This is a genomic window from Streptomyces albus subsp. albus (assembly GCF_000725885.1).
Classification (GTDB): domain Bacteria; phylum Actinomycetota; class Actinomycetes; order Streptomycetales; family Streptomycetaceae; genus Streptomyces; species Streptomyces albus.
Window position 1 is genome coordinate 106,202 of the sequence record NZ_JODR01000018.1, and the last position, 17,940, is coordinate 124,141.

Genomic DNA, 17,940 nt, shown 5'->3' on the forward strand with positions numbered 1-17,940 from the left:
GGCCCGGCGGCGGCTTGGCGCATGGTGCGCGGGGTGCGCTCAGCCGAGCTTGCTTTTCAGCATGGAGAGGTAGAAGGGGAGCTTGTCCACCATCCTCCGGGCCACCGGGTAGGTCTGCACGGTGCCGTCCTGCCAGTCGGTGACCCGCAGCACGCAGCCGTTCTCGGTGCGGTACACCTCGGCCGAATACAGAATGTCCTCCTCCGGTTCCGTTTCCGCGATCTCCCCGGTTTCCTCGTCCGCCGAGGTTTCCGGGTCATGGCTCAGATGTTCTGTCACGGCAGTTCCTCTCCGCAGGTGTGTGACGAGAAAATAGCAGCCACAATTTTCTCGCCAGCCCCGCGGAACACATGCGGATGAAAAAGAGCAATAACCGCCGGCAATACTCGAAAGAGTGAATATCTCGGATGCGGTCTGGTTGGGCCTGCGGCCGGACACCTATGCTCGACACCACAGAAGACCTGCGGAAACACTCCGAGGGGAACGGTTCGTCATGCCTCCTGTAGTTCCTGTCTTTCTGGTCGGAGTGGTCTCGGCGCCACTTGTCAAGAAGATGGTCAAACCCATCGTCCGCGGCACCATCAAAACGTCGGTGAAGCTGGCGGCTGGTGCAAAACGGGCCGCCCACGAGGCGAATGAGGAGCTTTCCGACATCGCCGCCGAGGCGAGTGCGGAAATCCTCGCCTCGGAGCCGCAACGCGGCGACAACGGGCGCCAGCCGGCGAAGAAGGCCGCCCGCCAGGCGACCGCGAAGGCCGGCTCCTGAAGCACCTTCCGTCATCCAGGGACGTGAAGGAGCGCGCCCCACCCCGGCCGCGCGGACCGGCCGGCACGGTCGTCGCCGCCATGCCGGGGCGGGCCGAAGGGCTCGACCGGAGCCGCCCCGGCCCGCTCGCCTCAGCTCTTCCCGGGTTCCTCGTCCCGCTCGCCCTCGGCCTGAGAGGGCGTCGTGCGGGGGCAGTCCGGGTGTTCCGGACGACGACGTTCCGCAGGCGCCCCACGGCGGACGTCCTGCATCTCGTCGTCGCGCTCGCCCTCGGCCTGCGAGGGAGTCTGCTCGCTCATCCTCAGCTCCTCTCGGAGAAGGCCCTGTGCACCACGGTGCGCCCCAGGCCCTGGCCGCGCATCCCGAGCGATCCGGTGCGGAGCGGCGGAACGGCGGTGGTCCCCGGGCGGCCGTGCGTGTCCCTTCGTCCGCCGGGTACCCCGTACGAGACGGGGATCCCGTCCGCGCCGGATGTTTCCTCGGAGCGCGGCTCCAGCCGTGCGGACGTCAGTCCAGGCAGAATTCGTTGCCTTCCGGGTCGGCCATCACGATGAACCCGGCGCTCAGCGGAGGAGCGGGCTCCTCGCGGCGCAGTCGTCCGGCACCCAGCGCGACCAGTCGTTCGCACTCGGTCTCCAGTGCCGCCATCCTCTCCTCCCCGTGCAGTCCGGGCGCGGCCCGGACGTCGAGGTGGACGCGGTTCTTGACGGTTTTGCCCTCCGGTACCTGCTGGAAGAACAGCCGCGGGCCGTTGCCGTCCGGGTCCTCGATCGCCGATCTGGTGTTGCGCTGCTCCTCCGGGACGCCGGCCCGCTCCAGGAAGTCGTCCCACGCGGCCAGCGGGTCGGCGCCCTCGGGAAGGCCGGCACCGGGCGGGCCGGGGTGGACATAGCCCAGTACCCGGCCCCAGAACGTCGACTGGGCCCGCGGGTCGTGGGCGTCGAAGGTGATCTGAAGAGTGCGGCTCATCGGGTCGCTCCGTTCGTGGTGGGCGCGGGTGCTGCGGGTGCGGGCGCGGTCCGCGTGAAGCGGGCCGGTGGTGTTTCCCCCGTCCCCACGACGATCATCCTGCCGTCCCTTGCGGTCAGGATCCGTCCGCAATGCCCGAGCCACACGAGAGACCACGGCATGCGCCGGCGGTCCGGCCGGCTGGTGTCAGGCCCGGCAGCGCAACATCTCCAGCGGCGGGTGGGCGAGGAGATCGGCCCAGAAGTCCGCGCCGTACTCACGGACACCGGCGTCGGAGATCGTCAACGGGACCCAGGCGAGTTCGGTGAACCCGGCCGACCGCGAACACTCCTCGTAGATCTCGCGGCGTGGGGCTGCGCCGATGATGCTGATCGGCTGCGGATCGAGGAGCGCGGTGACCCGTACACGCGGACCCATCCCGGTCTCCTCGCCCGTCGGCTCGCAGCGGAAGCCGTATCTGTCCAGGTCCGGGCAGTCGAACCGGTAGTCGGGATTCTGGGCGAACACGAAGAACTCCCCGCCCGGAACCAGATGTTGGTGGATGTTGCGGCACATCCGCCGCATCGCGGCGAGGTCTTCCGCGTAGTTGAGGCACTGCACCGCGGTGGCGATGTCGTAGCGCCTGCCCAGGGGCGGAAGTTCGGCCACGTCGCCGATCTCGTAGCGCACCCCCAGCGGTTCCCGCTCCTCGGTCTTCCGGGCGGCGGCGATCATCTCGCCGGATATGTCGATCCCGAGGACGTCCGCGGCGCCGCGCCGTTTGAACTCCCTGCTGTAGAAGCCGGTGCCGCATGCCAGGTCGAGTACGGTCTTGCCGCGCACGTCCCCGACCATGCCGAGAAAGCTCGGCACCTCCCCGTGACGGACCAGTGGCAGCGATTTGAACCCTTCGAACGCCTCGCCGATCTCGTCGTACTGCTGCCCGCTCATCGCTGTCCTCATCCGTGCGTCCTCGTGTCCCGGCCCGGCGGGCCGGGCGCGCCCGCCGTTCGCGGACGCCCGCTTCCGGTCGCTTGCTGCCGGTCCGAGGAGTACACAGCCGAGAGGTGGTGTCGGCTAAGGGAGGGAAGACCCGAAATCCACCGCGGCAGACGACCGGAACTTCGTAGGTCCGCACAAGGGGCACCCGGTGCTGTTCCCGGGTGATGGTCCAGCGGTCCGCCGGCACAGGTGCTAGGCGAGCGTGGCGGCGAACGAGCGTCCGTAGGCGTGCCGGGTCCGCACCCGTACCAGGGTGCCGCCGGGCGCGGGGCTCACCCGCACACCGTCGTCGGTGCGTACGGGGCGCAGGCGGCGGCCGTGCAGCAGCAGGGTGATGCTGTCCCGGCGCATGGTCGGATCGCTCACGGCGACCGTGACCTCACGCCCGTCGCGGCGCAGCAGGAGCGAGGCCGCTCCGTCGAGGCGCAGGCCGGCCACCGAACGGTCGCCCCGCCCGAAGGAGTTGACGGCCAGCAGCCCGAGCCGGGAGTGGCGCACGGCCTGGAGCCGGGTGGTGTTGGCCAGGACGGACAGCGGCCCGTGCCTGTCGTACGCGCGCAGGGACCGCGCCGTGGCGTGCGGTACCAGTGCGTAGGCGAAGGAGAGCGGCGCGGCTCCGGCCTCCTGCCGGTAGGCGGCGTGGAAGACGCGACGGGTGGCGGGCGTGTCGGGGTTGGCCGTGCGGATGACGCGGCGGCTGCGGGTGACGGTCTCCAGGCTCACGGTGACGGGGTGCGGCCGGCGGTCGGACGCGTCGCGGAGGCCGGGGGAGTCGAGGAAGACGTAGCCGATGCCCGTGCCGTGGGTCTCGTCGGCGTATCTGAGCCAGCGCAGCCGGGCCGTGCCGGGGCCGGACCACTCGCCGCCGCCGGTCCGCTCCCCGGTGAGGGTGATGACGGAGTCGGGGGCGGCGGTGCGGGCGTCCAGGGTGCTCGTCACCGGGCGCCCGCCCCGGTCGCCGACGCCCGCCGCCAGCACCACGATCTCCTCGTCGAACAGGAACCACGACTTGGTCGCCGTCGCGTTGCGGTGGACGGTGAAGTCGTCGGGCAGCCGGTCCCGTTGTGCGTAGGCCACGTCGTCGGACTGCACCATCGCCGCCGTGCCGTAGGTGCCGAGCACGGCGCCGCCGGAGTGGGCGTGGGTGCCGCGCGGGAAGTACACGTAGGCGTTCTGCGACTCGGACGAGGCCGTGAAGTGGAGCGGGTGGTCCGGGTTGTCGTAGTAGGGCTTGCCGTACAGCTCGGGTACGGTGCGGCGCCGTTCGACCGGGGCGGTCACCCCGGGCAGGCCGTGGGGGGAGACGGTGGTGAAGTGGTCGGCGCCGAACGTACGCGACTGGTCCTCCCCGGACAGATAGAGGTAGTGGGCGCCCTCTCCCTGGAACCAGGGCATCAGGTTCTCGCCGTTCATGTACTCGTACTTGCTGATGCGTTCGGAGTTCCGGGCGAGGGCGAAGGCGAATCCGGGCCGCCGGTGGACCGTGCGTTCCATGGCGTTGAACGCGGTGCTGCGGGCGGCCGGGTTGAGGTCGCGGGCGGGTACGTCGGGGTCCGCCAGGATGGCGGCGTAGCGCACCACCGTGAGGGGGGAGGCGAACCTGGCCGGATCGGGGGCGGTGGCCGAGGCCGTGGCCAGATGTTTGACGTAGCTCCTCAGTGCGGCGGCGCGGTCGCCGCCCGCGTGGCCGGACAGGTCCGTGACGGCCTCCGCGACGGCTGCCGAGTCCGCGTAGCCGCTGCCCGTGCGGGAGACGGCCCGGCCCTTGACGATCTCCATCATCCAGCCCTCGAAGACGACGGGGGCGAAGCCGTCGGTCACCCAGCGGGCGATGACGGGCACCAGGACGTCGGTGTCCGCGTAGCCGGTGCCGGCCAGGAGGCCCAGTGTCTGCACGGCCCGGGTCAGCAGGCCCTTGCCGTAGGACCCGGTGTAGGCCACGGAGGCGTGCTGGAGGAAGGAGCCGTCCGCGTAGTACCCGTCGGTGACTCCGTGCCGCAGGCGGTACGGGTCGACGGTGGCGTAGACGGTCAGCTGGTCTTCCAGCGCCTTGCGGACGCGTGCCTCGTCGTCCAGCAGCGCGCCCTGGAGGAGGCGGTTGGTGGTGATGTCGGCGAGGTTGGCGCCGGTGTGGAAGCGGGAGTCGAGGTCGACGTCGCCGTCCTTGCCGTTGCGCAGGTAGGCGTCCATGGACGTGATGTAGGAGCGGACCAGCGCGGAGTGGCCGGCGGCCGGTTCGTCGGCGAGCAGCGCGAGTGTCGCGGTCGCGCTGGTGGAGATACCGATCTCCCACGTGTACCAGTTGCCGTAGTAGCCGGTGGACTGGTCGCCGTAGTAGCGCTCGTGCAGCAGGCGGAGGCCGTCGGCGACCCGGCGGCGGGCGGCGGCCGGATCGAGGGGCCCGGGAGCGTCGCCGGCCCGGGGTGCGCGGGCGGCGAGGGCGATCTCGTACAGCATCCGGTAGCTGGCGTTGAGGTTGCCGTCGCTGGTGCCCAGGGGCAGGCCGGCGAAGAGTTCCCCGGGGCCCGCCGCGTCCATCTTCGCCAGGTGGGCCGCTGCCGCCTTGTCGAGGGCCGCCAGTTTCGGCGCCGTCTCCGGGCGTGCGTTCGAGGCGCGGGTTCCGGCGAGGGCGGCGACCGCGTTGGCGAGCAGCCGTCCGGTGCCGGTGCTGCCGACGGGGGTGCGGGAAGCGGAACCGGCCTCGGCGGGGCGGGCGGGGATCACCGCGGCCAGGCCGGCGGCGGACAGGAGGGACAGGACATGTCTGCGGGCGATCTCCATGGGGCCTCCCCCCGGGAGCCGGACTGACGTGGCGCAGTCAAACAGGCCCGGCATCCCGCGACAAGCGGGCGCGCGGATCCAGGGCCTGCGGCCTCAGCCTTCCCCCTCGGCGCGGGGCGGCGCCGTCAGATAGCTGAGAAGCATGGCGACCATCTCGTTCTCGAGCCGTTCGACGTCGAGGGGGTCGGGCTCCGCCATGAGTTTGTGGATGACGAGCTCGGCTGTCGAGACGACGAGCCGCGCGGCCACGTAGGTGTCCTGGACGCGGACTTCCGGGTACTCGGCCAGCAACTGCTGGGCGTAGGCGATGTGTTCCCGTTCGAACTGGGCGATCTTCCGGAACAGTTCGGGGGAGCGGGGAGCGTGCTCGAACATGATCCGGAGCAGGTTCGGATCGTCCCTGTGGTTGTCGATCACGGCCCGCACCTGGGCGCGGAGTGCCTGTTCGAGGGTGCCGGAGGGTTCGGCGTCGCGCCGCTGTCGGTGGGCGACGATCCCGGCGGTGAGGTGCCTGGTCATCAGTTCGAGAAGGATCGCGTCCTTGTTCGGATAGTACTGGTACAGCGAGCCGATCGAGACGCGCGCCCGTTCGGCGATGCGGTTGGTGGTCCCGGCGGCGTAGCCGTACTCGGCGAAAACGTGAGCAGCTGCGGTGAGGATCCGCTGGCGGGTGAGCTCGGCGCGCACCTGGCGTGGCTGCTTACGAGGCTGGAGCTCCGTTGGGTCGGCCGGCACGGGACCTCCTGGGAAGCGCTGGGAAAGCGAGTAGGCAAAGAACTGAGTTATTGCTCAGAATAGGGCCATGAGCTGCGGCGGAGCATGAAGGTCCCGCCGACGGCAGGGGCGTGCCCCTGCGCGCCGCAGGCCCCGAGCGCCCGGCGCCTCAGCCCGATCCGGAAGGAGCCCCCGTGACGCCTGCCCGTACGCGCCCCCGGCCGCTGTCACCGGAAGAGGTACGCGCCCGGCTCGGGGAGCCGGACGCCATGGTCAAGGACAAGATCCTCGACCACATCGACGACCAGTTCCGGATCCTGATCGCCCACTCGCCGTTCCTGACCATGGCGACCGCCGACGCCCGGGGACGCGCCGACTGCTCGCCACGCGGCGACTACCCCGGCTTCGTGAAGGTCCTCGACGAGCGCACGCTCGCGATCCCCGACCGGCCCGGCAACCGGATCGCCGACTCGTTCCGCAACCTTGCCGAGAACGACGGGATCGGGCTGCTGTTCCTCGTCCCCGGCGTGCGCGAGACGCTGCGGGTCAACGGCCGCGCGTACCCCACCGACGACCCCGAGGTGCTGGCCCGGATGCAGATCGAGGGCAGGACCCCCGAGCTGGCCATCATCGTCGAGGTTGCGGAGGCATACGGGCACTGCGGGCGTGCGCTCATCCGCTCCCGGCTGTGGGACCCCGCGAGCCAGGCCCTCGCCGAGGAGGTGCCCTCCGCGGGTGAGATGTACGCCGCCCAGATCGGGGCCGGCATCACCCCTCAGCAGCTCGACCACGCGCTCGAAGACAGCTACCGGAAGCTCTACTGACCACCACCCCAAGGTGAATCACCGATGCAACAGACCATCATCGACCGGATAGAGCCGGTGGCCGAGGACGTCGTCTCCGTCACCCTGCGCGGTGCCGCCGGCCCGCTGGCGCCCTGGGAACCGGGAGCGCACATCGACCTGCGCCTGCCCAACTGGCTGACCCGGCAGTACTCGCTGTGCTCGGACCCGGCCGACCGGGAGCACTACCGCATCGCGGTACGCCACGACCGCCTCAGCCGCGGCGGATCGGAGTACATCCACCGCTACCTGCGCCTGGGCCGCCCGCTGGAGGTGTCGCTGCCGCGCAACCACTTCCCGCTGCTGCCCGCCCCGGAATACCTCTTCCTGGCCGGCGGAATCGGCATCACCCCGCTGCTGTCCATGCTGCGGGCGGCGAGCGACGCCGGGGTCCCGGCCACCCTCGTCTACGTGGGGCGGTCCCCCGAGAAGATGCCGTTCCTCGACGAGCTGCGGGACCGGTACGGTCAGCGGGTGCGCGTGATCGCCACGCGGCGCGACGGCAGGCCGGACCTCGCGGCCCTGGCCGCCGCCTTTGGCCCCGAGACCGGGGTCTACTGCTGCGGCCCGGGGCCGATGCTCGACGCGGCCGAGGCCGTCTTCCCCGCCGAACGGTTCCACGCGGAGCGGTTCCGCCCGGTGGCCAGGACGTTCGCCCCCGACACCCCGTTCGAGGTGACGTGTGCGCGGTCCGGCCGGACCGTTCCGGTACCGGCGGACGCATCACTGCTGGAGGCCCTGACACACGCCGGATTCCCCCTGGCGTCCGGCTGCCGCGAGGGCGTCTGCGGAAGCTGCGAACTGTCCGTCCTCGACGGTGAGCCCGAGCACCGGGACGACATCGGTGCCGCCGAGGGCCGGATGTTCGCATGCGTGTCACGGGCCCGCTCCGCACGGCTCGTCCTGGACCTGTGAACGGGACCTGCACGCTCCCGTGCCGGTGAACCGGTACGGGAGCGCCCAACACCCCGTCGCCGTATCCCGTTTGGCGCGATGTCCGGCTGCCGGCCGGCCGCTGATCGCGTACGGTTCGGCCACACGGCCCCGCACGTCGGGGACAGGCGGACGAGGAGCGACCGGGGCGCACCGCGCACGGAGGTGACCGCACCGGGCCGGCACAGGGGAGGAGCGGCACAGGTGGACGGCGTGACGTCGGGCGGGCGCAAGGCGGTCCGGAGAGGGACGGAAGGGCAGCGCTGCCCGGTGGCCCGGGGTGAGGACGGGGTGTGGCGGCTGAGCGGCCACGACAGCGCACGGGCCGCATTGCGCGCCGGCGGCACTGTCCAGGCGGGGCTCGGCATCGAGACGGTGGAGAAGCTGCCCTCCTCCTTCCGGCGCCCGGTCCTCTACCGGGACGGCGCCGAACACCGGGAGCACCGGCGGCAGACCGCCCGCTACTTCACCCCGCGCCGCGTCTCCGAGCACTACCGCGAGCTGATGATGCGCGTGGCGGACCAGCAACTCGCCCGGCTGCGGGAGGCGGGCCGGGCCCAGCTCTCGGACCTCAGCTTCGAGCTGGCCGTGCAGGTGGCCGCCGCCGTCATCGGACTGGCCGGGGACAGGCCGGGTCTCGCCGGACGGCTGGAGCGTTTCTTCCCCGACAAGTTCGAGGAAGCCTCCTTCACCAGCCTGCCCGGCCTGCGGTTCCTGCTGCGGCGCAACGCGGCCTGGCTCAGGCTGTACTTCGCGGACGTCCGGCCCGCGGTACGCGCCCGGCGCCGGCAGCGCCGCGACGACCTCCTCTCCCATCTGCTGGACGAGGGCTGCTCGGACGGCGAGATCCTCGGCGAGTGCGTCACCTTCGCCGCCGCCGGCATGATCACCACGCGGGAGTTCGTCAATGTCGCCGCCTGGCACCTGTTCTGCGACGACGCGCTCCGTGCGCAGTACGTGGCGGCCGACGAGAGCGGGCGCCTGGCCGTCCTCCAGGAGATCCTCCGTCTCGAACCGGTCGTCGCCGCCCTGCACCGCCGCACCACCGCCCCGCTCACCGTTCCCGGGGCGGACGGCGCGGAGGTGACGGTGCCGGCCGGGGAACTGGTCGAGATACGCGTCCCCGAGGCCAACACCGACCCCGGCACCTTCGGGCCCGAGGCCTGCCGCCTCCGTCCTGCTCCCGGAGCCGACAGGTACACCGACGGCCCCGGCCTCTCCTTCGGGGACGGCCCGCACAAGTGCCCGGGGGCGCATGTCGCCCTCCAGGAGACCGACATCTTCCTGACCCGTCTGCTGGCCGAGCCCGGCGTGCGGATGGCCGCCGAACCCACCGTCCGCTTCAAGGAGAACCTGGGCAGCTACGAGGTGCGCGGTCTGATCGTCGCCCTCGACGGGGCGGGCCGCTCCCGGCGGGAGGGCGATGGAAAGTGAACAGGCCGGTGTAGGACAGTAGTTCTGTCCGTCCGTCGTCCCTCCCGGCGGGTGAGGGTCCCGCTCTTGCCGGACCGGAGGGGCCCTCACCCTACGCGCAGCATGCGGGAGCCGCCGTCATGAGCCACCAGATGCCCGAGCCGCACGGGCCCAAGCCGCATTCGGCCCGGATCTACGACTACTACCTCGGCGGCAAGACCAACTACGGCCCCGACCGGCAGGTCGCCGGACAGACCCTGGGGGTCTACCCCAACGCGCTGACCGCCGCCCGCGAGAACCGCGAGTTCATGCACCGCGCGGTGCGCTACCTGGCCCGGGAGCGGGGCATCCGGCAGTTCCTCGACATCGGGACGGGCATCCCCAGCGCCCCCAACCTGCACCAGGTGGCCCAGCGGGAGGACGCGGCCTGCCGGGTGGTGTACGCCGACAACGACCCGATCGTCCTCACCTACGCACGGGCGCTGATGAGCGGCACGCCGGAGGGCGCCACGGACTACATCGAGGCCGACGTGCGCGACCCCGGCCGCATCCTCGAACACGCCCGCAGAACCCTGGACTTCGAGCGGCCCGTCGCGCTGTCCCTCGTCGCGCTGCTGCACTTCCTCGGCGACGAGGACGACCCGCAGGGCATCGTCCGTACCCTCATGGACGCCCTGCCGCCGGGCAGCGCGATGGTCCTCTCCCACGGCACCGACGAACTCGACATCGCCCTGCGCAAGGTGGTGGACGTCTACCAGTCGCAGGGCATCACCGTGCAGCTGCGCGGCGAGCGGGAGATCCGCCAACTGTTCGCCGGCGCCGGGCTGACGCTGATCGAGCCGGGCATCGTGGCCACCTGCGAATGGCACCCCGAGATGGAGGACGGCCAGGACGGAATGCGGCGGCCGGCCGGTTCGATCAGCCGGTCCGAAGTGGGCTGCTGGGCGGCGGTCGGCACCAAGCCGGGGGTGTGACGGGTGCGGCACCAGTAGGGTGCGGCACCATGTTCGAGTTGTTCGGGCGCTTGCGCCGTCAGCACCGTGCCGAGCCGCCTCCGCACGAGCCGCCGCTCTCCACCCACCAACTGTGGCTGGTCTCCCTGGCCGCACCGGTCAACCGGGGCGGGGAGGCCGCCCGCACGAGCCTGTACCCCTTCCGGTACCGCGACGACGCCGCGGCCGGGAGCTGGCTGCGGGAGCAGTGGGGCATACCGGGCCGTGACGAGCTGCTGGATCGGCTGGACGGGCTGCTGCGCGAGGGATACCGGGCACCGCTGCGGGAGCAGACGGGCACCGAGCCGCTGGCCTGGGACGTCGCGCTCTACGCCGACATCACCCGCAAGGGGTACGCGGCCGGGTACCTCGACGCGGACACCGCCTGGGGCCTGCTGCGCGCCGCCGTGCGGCCGACGGTCGCCGCCTACCACTCGTGGGAGACATTCGCGCGGGACTACCTGCTGGTGCGGCAGGTGTGGATGGAGGGTTTGCGGGGCACGTCCAGCGAGGACTTCCCCGCCCCGCAGGCCGTCTCCGACGCCCATCTGCGGACCCTCCTCGACCCCGCCAACCGCGCCAGCCCGTGGAACCTGGCGCCTTGGCACGTGATCAGTCTGCCCGACCGGCCGCTGTGACCGGTCCCGGCCTCGGCGGACCGGCCGCCGGGCCCGCTGTGCACAGGTCTCCGGGCCCGCTGTGCCCGGTCGCTGTGCGCGGTCATCGCCGGGGCGTCCGGGAGAGGGCGGGGGGAACGGGCGGGACGTCGCAGAAGCCTCCTGACGCTCCGGAACGAACGCCCGGACGCCGCCCGGAGCCGTTCCTGCCGGCTTCAGCCCCGTCCTGGCCGGTACCGGGTGCGTCCGGCGGGTGACGCGGGTGACGGGTGCGGCGGCCGGCACCGCCGGGCGCATGCGCCGGTCCGCTGACCCGGCAGGGGCGTGACCCCGGGGCAGGGCCGCCGGGCCCCGGTGCGGGCCGCCGCACCCTGGCGTGGGCCGCCGGCCGGACGGGGCCCCGCCAACCACAGCTGCCGGGGGAGCTCCGGCAGCTCAGTCGTGCTTGCGGCCGGGCAGGTTCTCGTAGAAGTCGGTGAGCTTCTGGCGGAAGCCGCGAGTGGCGATACCGACGCGTTCGGGGTCGCGGATGCCCGCCTTGACCGCCTTCTTGGCCTGCTCCTTCATGATGTGGGGCGGGATGGGGGCGATCTCGTTGTCCACCACGAACTCCAGGACGACCGGACGGTCGCTGGCCAGGGCCTGCTCCCACACGGACGTGACCTGCTTCGGGTCGTCGCAGCGGATGCCGCGCAGACCGGTCAGTTCCGCGTACTCGGCGTACGGGAAGTCCGGCAGGTACTGGGAGCCCGGGTACTTGGGGTCGCCGCCCATGGCGCGCTGCTCCCAGGTGACCTGGTTGAGGTCCTGGTTGTTGAGGACGCAGAAGATCAGCGGCGGCGACCCGGCCATCCGGTCCCAGTAGCGCTTGACGGTGATCATCTCGTTCATGCCGTTCATCTGGAACGCGCCGTCACCGACGAAGGCGATCACCGGGTGGTCCGGGTAGGCGAAGCGGGCCGCGATCGCGTAGGGCACGCCGGGGCCCATGGTGGCCAGGGTGCCGGAGAGGGAGGCCCGCATGCCCTTGCGGAGCTTGATGTGGCGGGCCCACCAGTTGGTCGCCGAACCGGAGTCCGCGGTCAGGATGGCGTTGTCCGGGAGCAGCGAGGACACCTCGTGGGCGACGGCCTGCGGGTTGATCTTGCCCTCGAAGCTCTGTCCGGCGCGCTTGGCCAGCACCTCGTTCCAGGTGCGGACGTTCTCCTCGATCTGTTTGCGCCAGGAGCGGTCCTCCTTGCGCTGGAGGAGCGGGATCAGCTCCCTGAGCGTCTCCTTGGCGTCGCCGACCACGTGGGCGTCCATCGGATAGCGGATGCCGATCATGCGGCCGTCGATGTCGATCTCCACGCCCTTGCACTGGCCCTCGTCGGGCAGCCACTCCCCGTACGGGAAGCTGGTGCCGATCATGAACAGCGTGTCACAGTTCATGATCATCTCGTCGCTCGCCTTGGAGCCGAGCAGACCGATCGGACCGGTGACGAACGGCAGGTCGTCCGGGACGACCTCGCGGCCCAGCAGGGCCTTGGCGACCCCCGCGCCCAGCAGTTCGGCCGCCTCCACGACCTCCGCCTCCGCGTTGGCCGCGCCCTGTCCGATGAGGATGGCGACCTTGTTGCCCTCGTTGAGGATGTCGGCGGCCTTGCGCAGCTCGTCCTTGTTGGGCAGCACCCGCGGCCGGCTCCAGCCGACGCTGGAGTAGACCGAACCGTGCGTCTTGGGCGGCGACGGCTGCGCGTCGGACTCCTGGATGTCCTCGGGGACGATGATCGTCGCGACTCCGCGCGTGGTGAGCGCCGTCTTGAACGCGCGGTCGATCACATGCCGCATCTGCCCCGGATGCATGACGATCTGGCAGAACTCCGAGACGTCCGCGAAGAGCTGTTCGAGGGCGACCTCCTGCTGGTAGTGGGTGCCCTGCGCGAGCCGTTTTTGCTGGCCGACCAGGGCCACCACCGGCTGATGGTCGAGCTTGGCGTCGTACAGGCCGTTGAGCAGGTGGATCGCGCCCGGTCCCGACGTCGCGGCGCAGACGCCGACCTCGCCGGTGAACTTGGCGTGCCCGCACGCCATGAACGCCGCCATCTCCTCGTGCCGGGTCTGGATGAACTTCGGGTCGCCCTTCGCCCGGTCGAACGCGCCGAGCATGCCGTTGATGCCGTCGCCGGGGTACCCGTAGACCCGGTGCACACCCCACTCGCGGAAGCGGTCGAGAACGTAGTCGGCTACCTGCTGCGCCATGGGTACTCCCCTTCACGTGGTCGACGCGACGGTCCCGCCCCGGGTCCCACACCGCGGACACCCGCAAACCGTCCGCTACTGCGGATGCGTCCGGCCGTTTCGCCACGCCACCGCGAGGTACCCATGAGCGGTCGGCGAAGGACGGCGGCGACCGCCGGGGCGCGGAAGGAGACGGCGGGCAGTGACCGGGACGGGCACGGCGCGGGAGGCGGACGCGGGCCCCGGTGCGGGCCGGGCCGCCCTCGACGACCTGGGCATCCACGCCTTCCGGGTGCCCACCGACGGCCCCGGCGGAGCCGAGGAGGACGGCACCCTGCGGTGGCAGGCGACCACGGCCGTCGTCGTGGAGGCGCACGCAGGGGGACACACCGGACTGGGCTACACCTACGGTGACGTCTCGATCGCCGACTTCATCGGCTCCGCGCTGGCCCCCGCCGTCCGCGGCGGCGACGCACTCGCCCCCGCCGCGCTCTGGCACCGGATGTTCGCCGCCATCCGCAACGCGGGCCGCCCCGGCCTGGGGGCCATGGCCGTCTCCGCGGTCGACATCGCCCTGTGGGACCTCAAAGCCCGGCTGCTGGGGCTGCCCCTCCACCGGTTGCTGCCCGCCGCCCACCAGGAGGTCCCCGTCTACGGCAGCGGCGGCTTCACCAACTACCCCCTCGGCCGGCTCGTCGACCAGCTCACGGGCTGGGCCGAGCAGGGCATCCCCCGGGTGAAGCTGAAGATCTCCCGCCATCCGGAGCAGGACCCCGCACGGCTGTCGGCGGTCCGCGAGGCACTCGGCCCGCGCGTGGAGCTGTACACCGACGCCAACGGGGCGCTCAGCCGCAAGGAGGCCCTGTACTGGGCGCGGCGGCTCGCCGAGGAGTGGGACGTGCGGTGGCTGGAGGAGCCGGTCTCCTCCGACGACCCGGCGGGCCTGCGGCTGCTGCGCGACCAGGGGCCGGGCCGGCTGGAGATCGCGGCGGGGGAGTACGGCTACGTCCTGGGGGACTTCGCCGGGCTGCTGGAGGCCCAGGCGGTGGACTGCCTCCAGGCGGACGTGACCCGCTGCGGCGGCATCACCGGGCTGCTCCAGGTGGCCGGGCTGGCCGCCGCGCACCGGGTGGACCTGTCGGCGCACTGCGCGCCCGCCGTCTCGGCGCACGCGTTCTGCGCCGTGCAGCGGCTGCGCCATCTGGAGTACTTCCACGACCACGTACGGGCGGAAGCGCTGCTGTTCGACGGGGTGCCCCGCCCCGAGGACGGTGCCCTGCGGCCGGCCGCGGACCGGCCCGGACTGGGACTGCGCGTCAGATGGGCGGACGCCGAGCAGTACCGGATCCGCGGCAGCCGCCCCGGCTGACCCGGTGCGGCGGTACGCGCCCCGCCGGGCGGGCCGCGTACCGCTCCCGCCAGTGACGTTCACGAATTCACGAATGAGGCGACCGCAGATGGCCGACAGGACCCCCGCCCGTACGCACACCGAGCAGATCCCCGCCAGGACCGACCCCGGCATTCCCGGGCCGCCGCGCGCCCAGCAGGTGATCGCCGTCGGGAAGCTGGCCAGGGCGCTGCGCGACGCGGTGGAGGGCGAGGTCCGCTTCGACAGCGCCTCCAAAGCGCTCTACGCCCACGACGCCTCCAACTTCCGCCAGGTCCCGATCGGTGTCGTCGTGCCCCGCAGCGCCGAGGACGTGGTGGCCGTCCACCGGATCTGCCGCCAGTACGGTGCCCCGATCCTCAACCGGGGCGGCGGCACCAGTCTGTCGGGGGAGACCGTCAACTACGCCGTCGTCATCGACCACTCCAAGTACCTCACCCGCATCGGCGAGGTCGACGCCGAGGCCCGCCGGGTCACCGTGGAACCCGGCGTCATCAACGAGCAGCTCAACCGGCACACCGGGAAGTGGAACCTCGTCTTCGGCCCCGACCCCTCCACCCATTCGCGCTGCTCGTTGGGCGGCAACATCGGCAACAACTCCTGCGGCACCCACTCCGTGCAGGCCCAGCTGTACGGCCCCGGGCCGCGCACCTCGGACAACGTGCACGCGCTGGAGGTCGTCACCTACGGCGGCGACCGCTTCTGGGTCGGCGTGGACGAGGAGCAGGAGCTGGACGAGATCATCGCCGCGGGCGGGCGCAAGGGCGAGATCTACGCCCAGCTGCGCGAGCTGCGCGACCGCTACGCCGACGCCATCCGTGCGGGCTTCCCCACGGTCGCCGAGATGCCCCGCCGGGTCTCCGGCTACAACCTGGACGAACTGCTGCCCGAGAACGGCTTCAACGTCGCCCGCGCCCTGGTCGGCACCGAGTCCACCTGCGCCACCGTCCTGCGGGCCCAGGTACTGCTCACCCCGGCGCTGCTGGAGCGCACCCTGGTCGTCGTCGAGTACGACCATCTCGTGGACGCCGCCAGGGACGCCGACATCTGCTGCCGCGAGTTCCGCCCCATCGGCCTGGAGGCGCTGGACGAACAGCTCATCGAGGACCAGAAGCTCCAGCACATGAACCTCGCCTCCCTCCAGCAGCTGCCGCGGCAGGGCGGCGCCGCCTGGCTGCTCGTCCAGTTCGGCGCCGACACCAAACAGGAGGCCCGCGCCCAGTCCGAGCGGTTCGCGCGGTGGCTGACCGAGGAGCGCGGCTACGCGGCCGACCGGATCACCACCAGCGACCAGGACGCCGAGACCGCGAAGAACCTGTGGACCGTCCGCGAGGGCGGCCTGGGCGCCACCGCCTTCCCGCCCGACGGCGACCACTGGCCCGGCTGGGAGGACTCGGCCGTGCCGCCGCACCGGCTCGCCGAGTACCTGCCCGCGCTGCGCGAACTGCTCGACAGGCACGGGCTGCGCGGCGCGATGTACGGGCACTTCGCGCAAGGCTGCGTCCACTCGCGGATCAGCTTCGAGCTGCGCACCGCCGAGGGCGTGGCCCGCTACCGCGCCTTCATGGAGGAGGCCGCCGACCTGGTCTCCTCCTTCGGCGGCTCGCTGTCCGGGGAACACGGCGACGGCCAGCAGCGCGGCGAACTGCTGGAGCGGCAGTACGGCGCCGAGCTCGTCGAGGCCATGCGCGAGTTCAAACGGATCTGGGACCCCGAGTCCCGGATGAACCCCGGCAAGATCGTGGACGCCTACCGGCTGGACGAGGACCTGAAACTGGGCGCCGGCTTCAACCCGCCCCGCCCGCCCGTCGCCTTCGCCTACACCCAGGACGCCGGCGACTTCGTCCACGCCAGCCTGCGCTGCGTCGGGGTCGGGGCCTGCCGTGTGCCCGAGGCCACCGAGTCCGGCCAGACGATGTGCCCCAGCTACCAGGTGACCCGCGAGGAGAAGCACACCACCCGGGGGCGGGCCCGGCTGCTGCACGAGATGCTGCGCGGCGAGACGATCAAGGACGGCTGGCAGTCCAAGGAGGTCGCCGACGCCCTCGATCTCTGCCTGGCCTGCAAGGGCTGCACCAGCGACTGCCCCGTCAACGTGGACATGCCCACCTATAAGGCCGAGTTCCTGCACCACCACTACAAGTCGGTGCGGCGGTGGCGGCCCCGCAGCGCCTATGCCTTCGGCTTCATCGACCAGGCGGCCCGGCTGGCCTCCCACGTGCCCGAACTGGCCAATCTCGCAACCCACACCCCCGGCCTGGCCCGGCTCGCCAAACTGGCCGCGGGCATCGACCGCCGCCGGCCGCTGCCCTCCTTCGCGCCGATGACGCTCCAGCGCTGGTTCCGCGAGCGCGGCGGCACCGCCAACCCGGGCGGGCGGCCGGTGGTGCTCTTCCCCGACACCTTCAACAACTACTTCGACACGGATGTCGGCGTGGCCTGCGTGGAGGCCGTCGAGGCCGCCGGCTGGTCGGTGATCATGCCCGAGCAGCACGTGTGCTGCGGGCGCCCGCTCTACGACTTCGGCTTCCTGGAGGCGGCCGAACGCTATCTGCGCAACGTCCTGCGGATGCTGGGCCCCCATCTGCACGCCGGCACCCCGATCGTCGGTATGGAGCCCAGCTGTCTGGCCGTCTTCAAGGACGAGCTGACCAAGCTCCTCCCGCACGACAACGACGCCCGGCGGCTCGCGTCCAGCGCCCACCACTTCGCCGAGTTCTTCGACGTCCACGACATCACCCCGCCCCCGCTCGACGACGCAGGAGAGGCCCTGCTGTGGGGCCACTGCCATCAGCGCGCCACCGGCGGCACCGACGCCGACCGCAAACTGCTGGAGAAACTGGGCCACACCACCGAGGACCTGGCCGGCGGCTGCTGCGGTCTGGCCGGGTCCTGGGGCTTCGAACAGGGCAAGTACGGCATCTCCATGGACTGCGGCGAACAGGCCCTGCTGCCGGCCGTCCGCGCCGCCGACCCGGCCACCCGTGTGGTCGCCAACGGCTTCTCCTGCACGACGCAGATCCAGCACGCGGGCACCGGCCGGGACCCGGTGCACATCGCCGAACTCGTCCGCCGCGCCTACCAGGCCCACGACGGCAGGACCGGTCCTGCGCAGCAGGCGGCCAAACCCGCCCCCGCCTGGCCCAGGCGAGCCGCCCGGCTGGCGGTACCGGCCGCGCTGGCCACCGCCACCGCCCTCGCGGCCGGCCGGCGCGCGGGCCGGCCGGCGCGGTGAGCGGGCACCGGGCGGCGGCCCGCGCCACCGGGGCCGCAGGGCGGGTCAGGGGCGGGCGGAACGGGGGAGCGGACCGAGCAGAGGGAACCG

Annotated in this window: 15 protein-coding genes; 8 read left to right on the forward strand and 7 right to left on the reverse strand. The window is 71.9% G+C overall.

Going from position 1 to position 17,940, the window contains the following annotated elements; all coding sequences use genetic code 11:
* Nucleotides 1-39: 39 nt before the first annotated feature.
* Nucleotides 40-279, reverse strand: coding sequence for a hypothetical protein (locus IO40_RS0121370; RefSeq protein WP_016470743.1), 240 nt, complete (start codon nucleotides 277-279; stop codon nucleotides 40-42).
* Nucleotides 280-394: 115 nt separating this feature from the next.
* Between IO40_RS0121370 and IO40_RS38915 the strand changes: the two genes are divergently transcribed.
* Nucleotides 395-766, forward strand: coding sequence for a DUF5132 domain-containing protein (locus tag IO40_RS38915; RefSeq protein ID WP_234029823.1), 372 nt, complete (start codon nucleotides 395-397; stop codon nucleotides 764-766).
* Nucleotides 767-897: 131 nt separating this feature from the next.
* Here IO40_RS38915 and IO40_RS37080 read toward each other — a convergent pair whose 3' ends face one another.
* From IO40_RS37080 to IO40_RS0121400, 5 genes are all read right to left on the reverse strand, one after another.
* Nucleotides 898-1,065, reverse strand: a complete 168-nt coding sequence (locus IO40_RS37080; protein WP_016470745.1) for a hypothetical protein — start codon at nucleotides 1,063-1,065, stop codon at nucleotides 898-900.
* Between the two features lie 208 nt (nucleotides 1,066-1,273).
* Nucleotides 1,274-1,735 carry a VOC family protein gene (locus tag IO40_RS0121385; protein ID WP_016470746.1) on the reverse strand — a complete coding sequence of 154 codons (462 nt, stop codon included), beginning with the start codon at nucleotides 1,733-1,735 and terminating at the stop codon, nucleotides 1,274-1,276.
* A 186-nt stretch (nucleotides 1,736-1,921) separates the two neighbouring features.
* Nucleotides 1,922-2,665, reverse strand: a complete 744-nt coding sequence (locus tag IO40_RS0121390) for a class I SAM-dependent methyltransferase (protein WP_016470747.1) — start codon at nucleotides 2,663-2,665, stop codon at nucleotides 1,922-1,924.
* A 243-nt stretch (nucleotides 2,666-2,908) separates the two neighbouring features.
* Complete coding sequence (locus tag IO40_RS0121395; RefSeq protein WP_031175946.1) at nucleotides 2,909-5,497, reverse strand: polysaccharide lyase family 8 super-sandwich domain-containing protein; 2,589 nt, start codon at nucleotides 5,495-5,497, stop codon at nucleotides 2,909-2,911.
* A 93-nt stretch (nucleotides 5,498-5,590) separates the two neighbouring features.
* Nucleotides 5,591-6,232 (reverse strand): TetR/AcrR family transcriptional regulator, encoded by a 642-nt coding sequence (locus tag IO40_RS0121400; protein ID WP_016470749.1) that lies wholly within the window; start codon nucleotides 6,230-6,232, stop codon nucleotides 5,591-5,593.
* A gap of 173 nt (nucleotides 6,233-6,405) precedes the next feature.
* On the opposite strand from IO40_RS0121400, the gene IO40_RS0121405 reads away from it, so the two are divergent.
* The 5 genes from IO40_RS0121405 to IO40_RS0121425 all read left to right on the forward strand — a co-directional run bounded on the left by IO40_RS0121405 (nucleotide 6,406) and on the right by IO40_RS0121425 (nucleotide 11,029).
* Nucleotides 6,406-7,035, forward strand: coding sequence for an MSMEG_1061 family FMN-dependent PPOX-type flavoprotein (locus IO40_RS0121405; RefSeq protein WP_031175947.1), 630 nt, complete (start codon nucleotides 6,406-6,408; stop codon nucleotides 7,033-7,035).
* Nucleotides 7,036-7,059: 24 nt separating this feature from the next.
* Nucleotides 7,060-7,968 carry a PDR/VanB family oxidoreductase gene (locus IO40_RS0121410; protein WP_016470751.1) on the forward strand — a complete coding sequence of 303 codons (909 nt, stop codon included), beginning with the start codon at nucleotides 7,060-7,062 and terminating at the stop codon, nucleotides 7,966-7,968.
* 222 nt (nucleotides 7,969-8,190) lie between these two features.
* Nucleotides 8,191-9,420, forward strand: coding sequence for a cytochrome P450 (locus IO40_RS0121415; protein WP_016470752.1), 1,230 nt, complete (start codon nucleotides 8,191-8,193; stop codon nucleotides 9,418-9,420).
* A gap of 119 nt (nucleotides 9,421-9,539) precedes the next feature.
* Complete coding sequence (locus tag IO40_RS0121420; protein ID WP_030405936.1) at nucleotides 9,540-10,373, forward strand: SAM-dependent methyltransferase; 834 nt, start codon at nucleotides 9,540-9,542, stop codon at nucleotides 10,371-10,373.
* Nucleotides 10,374-10,402: 29 nt separating this feature from the next.
* Nucleotides 10,403-11,029 carry a DUF1266 domain-containing protein gene (locus tag IO40_RS0121425; protein ID WP_016470754.1) on the forward strand — a complete coding sequence of 209 codons (627 nt, stop codon included), beginning with the start codon at nucleotides 10,403-10,405 and terminating at the stop codon, nucleotides 11,027-11,029.
* A 414-nt stretch (nucleotides 11,030-11,443) separates the two neighbouring features.
* Here IO40_RS0121425 and IO40_RS0121430 read toward each other — a convergent pair whose 3' ends face one another.
* Nucleotides 11,444-13,249, reverse strand: coding sequence for a thiamine pyrophosphate-requiring protein (locus IO40_RS0121430; RefSeq protein ID WP_031175948.1), 1,806 nt, complete (start codon nucleotides 13,247-13,249; stop codon nucleotides 11,444-11,446).
* Nucleotides 13,250-13,430: 181 nt separating this feature from the next.
* Between IO40_RS0121430 and IO40_RS0121435 the strand changes: the two genes are divergently transcribed.
* Both IO40_RS0121435 and IO40_RS0121440 read left to right on the forward strand, forming a co-directional pair.
* Complete coding sequence (locus IO40_RS0121435; protein WP_016470756.1) at nucleotides 13,431-14,597, forward strand: enolase C-terminal domain-like protein; 1,167 nt, start codon at nucleotides 13,431-13,433, stop codon at nucleotides 14,595-14,597.
* 88 nt (nucleotides 14,598-14,685) lie between these two features.
* On the forward strand, nucleotides 14,686-17,850 hold the full coding sequence (locus tag IO40_RS0121440) for an FAD-binding and (Fe-S)-binding domain-containing protein (RefSeq protein WP_031175949.1): 3,165 nt from the start codon (nucleotides 14,686-14,688) through the stop codon (nucleotides 17,848-17,850).
* Nucleotides 17,851-17,940 lie beyond the last annotated feature (90 nt).